Origin of the sequence: Caballeronia sp. BR00000012568055, assembly GCF_029439455.1 — a bacterium.
Lineage (GTDB): Bacteria > Pseudomonadota > Gammaproteobacteria > Burkholderiales > Burkholderiaceae > Caballeronia.
In genome coordinates, this window is sequence record NZ_JAQFVG010000021.1 from 20,188 (window position 1) to 25,306 (window position 5,119).

General features: G+C 55.4%; 3 protein-coding genes. All 3 read left to right on the top strand.

What is annotated here, in order from left to right; all coding sequences use genetic code 11:
• Window positions 1-100 precede the first annotated feature (100 nt).
• Entirely contained in the window at window positions 101-1,090 is a 990-nt protein-coding gene (locus tag P7F28_RS02270; RefSeq protein ID WP_277182822.1) for an aldo/keto reductase, read from the top strand.
• Between the two features lie 868 nt (window positions 1,091-1,958).
• Window positions 1,959-3,455 (top strand): aldehyde dehydrogenase family protein, encoded by a 1,497-nt coding sequence (locus tag P7F28_RS02275; RefSeq protein ID WP_277182817.1) that lies wholly within the window; start codon window positions 1,959-1,961, stop codon window positions 3,453-3,455.
• 60 nt (window positions 3,456-3,515) lie between these two features.
• Window positions 3,516-5,119: GMC family oxidoreductase (locus P7F28_RS02280; protein WP_277182818.1), on the top strand; the 1,604-nt coding region annotated here is incomplete at its 3' end.

Here is a 5,119-nt window from a genome sequence, read left to right on the forward strand (position 1 = left end):
AATAAACGCGGTGCGGCTAACTGATGGCCATTCCAACGTGGCTAAGAGGTCGGAAGCCGTCGGACGCGCAAACTGGAATGTCCCGATGAAGAGGCAGATCATGCAGACTCGAACACTTGGACAAGGCTTTACAGTATCGGCTCTTTCACTCGGCTGTATGGGATATGGGAAGTCCCGGGAGATCCCTGATCGGGCACAGATGATCAGCCTATTGCGAAAAGCAGTGGACCTTGGCATGGACTTTTTCGACACCGCCGAGGTGTATGGTCCCTGGACCAATGAAGAAATGGTGGCAGAAGCCTTCGCTGGTATACGCCAACAGGTACGGATTGCCACGAAGTTTGGTTGGGACATCGATCAGACGACGGGTGAGCACCGGGGCGGCGTCAACAGCAAGCCATCGCAGATAAGGTCGGCCGTGGAGGGCAGCCTGCGCCGACTCAGGACCGACTATATCGACCTACTGTATCAGCACCGTGTCGACCCGGACGTGCCAATGGAGGACGTCGCAGGTGTCGTGAAGGATCTAGTTGCCGAGGGTAAGGTTCTCCACTTTGGCCTATCGGAAGCTAGCGCACAGTCTATCCGCCGGGCGCATGCAGTTCATCCGGTAACCGCATTGCAAAGCGAATATTCCCTTTGGACCCGCGAGCCCGAAGCCGAAATCATTCCCACGTTGCAGGAGCTCGGAATAGGCTTTGTCCCGTTCAGTCCGCTCGGCAAGGGCTTCCTGACGGGTAAGATCGATGCGGGCACGGCGTTCAATAGCGACGACTTCCGCGGTCAAATCCCCCGTTTCACGGCGGAGGCCCGTCAGGCCAACCAGGCGCTCGTTTCTCTGCTCAAAACCATCGCCGATCGCCACGGAGCAACGTCCGCACAGATCGCCCTTGCATGGCTTCTCGCGCAGAAGCCGTGGATTGTTCCACTGTTCGGAACGCGCAGCCTTGACCGGTTTCAGGAGAACATAGGCGCATTGTCTGTAACGCTATCGGATACCGACCTCAAGGAAATAAAAGATGGCGCGGAAGCGGTGCCGATTCAAGGCGCGCGCTATCCCGAGGCGATGCTCAAGCGCGCCGGAATATAAAATGGTTCACGCTTCAGCTTAGATCTCCAGATCATCTTAACGTAGTCTGCTGCAGTAGGCCGTCGGGGTACTTAATATGTCTCCGAGCTGTGCCTAGCGATCGTACTGTACAGACGTTTCGCGGTCGCCTGGAGCAGTCGCCATTGCAAGGCAACACCCCAAAAGGTGCCTGTCTATGTGCGATCGCTACCCGTGTTTCTAGGCGAAAAGCGGGTAGCTGCGTCGAGGGAATAAGGCGCAACGACAGCCCGTGAACCGCTTGTTTCCCGCAGCAACCATGCGCTCGCCGCCTTGCCCAGCAGGCGCCCGCACTTCGGACTCACCTTCAGCCTTTGGACTAGCATATTTTTCGACCAATCCCTTGGCTGGCGGCTTCGTCGCGGGCGCCTCTTTGGCACCGCCGCTCTCCGCAGATGCCTGTTTTCTTCGTCGAAATCATATTGACCTGGGTCGCCGCAGTCGCCAGAGCACCTCCGCTCGGCTCAACAATAAGACAATAAGTGCGGTCTCAAGTTGGGCGAGCAATGCAGGGGCTGGAAGCGGCGTCCGCTCTACGTCGCTTCGTCGCTCCGCTAACGCCCGTAAGAGTAGCGTGATGAACGATTGCCATATTTTGCTATCGAAGGTGGACAACGGTGGTTCCGCCTATCGAAACTAATGCCGGTCACAAAAATCGATGTTACGATGGGAAATACGTAGAGCAAGGCCCTTCTGACAAGCTTGACGCGACATCTTCTCTGACAAAAAGCGTTGCGGGAAAACGTTCCCGGTGCCAGCTGAGGACTCGCGGAGCGATGCACTTGCTGAGCTTACACAGGACGGGACGACCTATCGATCTGAAGGGCTATTTCAACATTGGAGCAAATCTATGAGCGCCTGGTCAGGAACCGCAACCTCAATTAAGGCTCACCGCGATGCACTGGACTGGATCCGATCAGGCGGCAAACGCCTGCTCATAGGCGGTGAATGGATCGAGGCGCTTTCGAAGAACACCTTCAAGACTGTCGATCCATCTACAGAGGAAGTGCTGACCGAGATCTCCGAAGCGGATACGGCCGACATCGACCGTGCGGTACACGCCGCTCGTCAAGCCTTTGAATCCGATTCGTGGTCGGGTATTTCACCTCATGCGCGCGCCAAGTATCTCGTTCGAATCGCAGACGCTATCGAGCGGCACGCGGAGGAACTTGCTGTACTAGAAAGTTTGGACATGGGAGCACCGATCGCCTACAGCATCACCCGTGTACAGTCCGCCGCTGAGCTCTTCAGGTATTACGCTGGGTGGGTTACCAAGATCCACGGAACGACCAATCCGACCGACAACTCTCGCTTCATCTATACGTTGCGTGAGCCCATGGGAGTTTGCGCATTGATCAATGCCTGGAACGTCCCGTTAGTGATGGCAGCGTCGGAGCTTGGCCCCGCTCTCGCCTGCGGCAACACCGCTATACTCAAGCCCGCCGAGCAAGCTCCACTTTCAACCATTCGGCTTGGCGAGTTGATTCACAATCTTGAGTTGCCTCCAGGGGTCGTCAATATCGTGCCAGGCTTCGGTCCGACTGCAGGCGCTGCGATGGCATCGCACCCAGATGTTGACAAGATTGCCTTCACCGGGTCTACAGAGGTGGGGAAACGTATCCTGCAGGCCTCGTCAGGAAACATGAAAAAGGTAACGCTTGAACTCGGTGGCAAGTCTCCTAACATTATCTTTCCTGACGCAGATTTGGATAGAGCAGTCGAGTCCTCAGTCTTAGGTTTCTGTCGTAACTCCGGGCAAATATGTTCTGCGGGAACGCGACTTTTCGTGCATGAAAGTCTGCATGACAAAATGACTCGTCGCATCTGCGATCTCGCGTCCCAATACAAACTCGGCTCTCCCCTAGCTCAGGACACTCAGATGGGTCCACTTATTTCGCGCAAACAGATGGAGCGGGTGCTTTCGTACGTGGATGCCGGCAAGTCAGAAGGTGCGCGCTTGATGATGGGTGGCCGTCGAGTCGGAGATATCGGCTACTTTGTACAGCCAACGGTATTCTCAAATGTAGAGAATGCAATGCAAATCGCCCAAGAAGAAATCTTTGGCCCGGTCCTTTCGATTATTCCCTTCAAAGACGAGGACGACGCCGTCCTCCAGGGTAACGAAACCTCGTATGGCCTGGCCGCAGCCGTGTGGACCAGCGATGCCAGCCGCGCTCATCGCGTCGCTCGCGCGTTGAAATCGGGCAGGGTCTGGATCAATACCTATGCCGAGACCGATCCCGTCATGTCGCTCGGTGGCTATAAGCAATCGGGGTACGGCCGTGAGATGGGTGCAGAGTCCATCGAAGCTTACACGCAAACGAAGTCCATCCTCATGAGACTGTAGTCGGACACGATCAAGTCCCAAAGCATTGCGCTAACACACCGCTACTTCGCATTTCGAAAAATGGAAACGTTCGATTACATCATCGTTGGTGCAGGGTCTGCCGGCTGCGTGCTCGCACGAAGGCTCAGCGACACAGCGGCGAATAGAGTACTTCTGTTAGAAGCTGGCCCGCGTTCGAACAAGTTTTGGGTGCATACTCCCGCAGGCATGGGAAAGCTCTTCTTCCATAAAGAGTTGAATTGGAACTATTTTACCGAGCCAATGCCGGCCTTGCGCAGCAGGAAGATGTACTGGCCGAGAGGTAAGGGCTTGGGCGGGTCAAGCTCGATAAACGGCATGGTGTACATCCGCGGACACCGCGACGATTTCAACTACTGGAAGAGCCTCGGGAACTCCGGTTGGGGATACGATGATGTTCTTCCATACTTCAAGCGCATGGAGCATAACGAGCGTGGGGAAGATCAATATCGGGGCGTCGGTGGTCCTCTCTGCATAACTGACCCCGTGGTGAAGCATCCAAGCTCACACGATTTCATTGCTGCTGCAGTCAGTTGCGGCATACCCTACACCGAGGATCTTAACGGCGAAGTGCACGATGCCGTGGGATTCATCCAACACAATATACGTGCTGGTCGCCGGCACTCCGCATACACAGCTTACGTCGAACCAATCTTGATGCGTGAGAATCTGAGCATTCGCACAGGTTGTTTCGTCGAACGCGTTGAGTTTCGCGGGCATGAGGCAGTCGGGGTTGTTATTATCGAGAATGGCCACCGGCGTACAATCCGTGCCGCGCGCGAGGTCATTTTGTCGGCTGGCGCTTTAAACTCACCTCAATTGTTGATGTTATCGGGAATCGGACCGGCGACGGAGCTTCGCCGCCATCAGATACACATCCGCGTTGATTTGCCGGGTGTTGGACAGAATCTGCAAGACCACTTCTATGTCCACGCAAGCTATGCGACAACGCGACGCAGCTCTTATAACAATCACATCAGCGGAATCCGAAAGCTTTGGGAAGGTGCGCGTTATTTAACGACGCATAAAGGGTATCTTGCTCTGGGTTCTTCTCAGGTCGCCGCCTTTGTTAAAAGCAAACCCAGCGAGCCCTATGCCGATCTTCAGATCAGTTTCAGACCGATGACGTTTTCCTATCTAGAAAGCGGCCGCATCGAAGTAGATCCAACTCCGGCCGTTGCGGCCTCCGTGTATAGAGTGCGCCCATCAGCGACCGGCGCCGTAACGCTGAAGTCGTCAGATCCGACACATCCGCCTGCGCTCACGCCAAATTTCCTCAATCATCCGGACGACATTGGCGCCATGATCTTTGGCATACGGAAGATTCGCCAAATCATGTCAGCACAACCTATAGCCTCGCGCATAATCAGCGAGAAAGTGCCCGGCCCAACCATGGAGAGCGACGACCAAATTTTGGATTACATGGAGCAGCACGGAAACTCCGCGTTCCATCCAGCCGGAACGTGCAAGATGGGACATGATCCGCTGGCAGTCGTTGACAGCCGTTTGAAGGTCAGAGGCCTAGCTAGACTTCGCGTAGTAGATGCATCCGTCATGCCTCGAGTGACGGCCGGCAATACGAATGCGCCATCCATGATGATTGGAGAGAAAGGAGCCGACATGATCCTCGAGGACGCGGTCCCAAG